Genomic DNA, 519 nt, shown 5'->3' with positions numbered 1-519 from the left:
GAGCTACCGAGCTGCTCCATCCCGCGTTAATACAAAAGGAGGATGTGGGATTCGAACCCACGCACGCTTTTACACGCCTGACGGTTTTCAAGACCGTTCCCTTCAGCCGGACTTGGGTAATCCTCCAAAATAGTCCGTACGGGATTCGAACCCGTGTTACCGCCGTGAAAAGGCGGTGTCTTAACCCCTTGACCAACGGACCAAACTTTATGGGCACGAGTGGACTCGAACCACCGACCTCACGCTTATCAGGCGTGCGCTCTAACCACCTGAGCTACGCGCCCAAGTTAAAAACTTGGTAATTGAACAAAGTTCAAAGCGGGTGACGAGAATCGAACTCGCGACAACAGCTTGGAAGGCTGTAGTTTTACCACTAAACTACACCCGCTTAAATGGGAGTTAACGGGATCGAACCGCTGACCCTCTGCTTGTAAGGCAGATGCTCTCCCAGCTGAGCTAAACTCCCTAGAGCTAAGCGACTTCCATATCTCACAGGGGGCAACCCCCAACTACTTCCGG

General features: G+C 52.6%; 5 tRNA genes. All 5 read right to left on the bottom strand.

From position 1 onward, the window contains the following. Nucleotides 1-36: 36 nt before the first annotated feature. A tRNA-Ser gene (locus QM408_RS09255) sits at nucleotides 37-126 on the bottom strand. Between the two features lie 4 nt (nucleotides 127-130). After that, nucleotides 131-202, bottom strand: a tRNA-Glu gene (locus QM408_RS09250). A gap of 8 nt (nucleotides 203-210) precedes the next feature. Further along, nucleotides 211-284, bottom strand: a tRNA-Ile gene (locus tag QM408_RS09245). Between the two features lie 33 nt (nucleotides 285-317). Beyond that, a tRNA-Gly gene (locus QM408_RS09240) sits at nucleotides 318-388 on the bottom strand. A gap of 5 nt (nucleotides 389-393) precedes the next feature. Next, nucleotides 394-466: transfer RNA gene (locus QM408_RS09235), tRNA-Val, on the bottom strand. Between the last annotated feature and the right edge of the window lie 53 nt (nucleotides 467-519).

It is taken from the genome of Streptococcus mitis (assembly GCF_047464965.1).
Lineage (GTDB): Bacteria > Bacillota > Bacilli > Lactobacillales > Streptococcaceae > Streptococcus > Streptococcus mitis_DU.
This window is presented reverse-complemented; position numbering and strand designations above follow the sequence as displayed.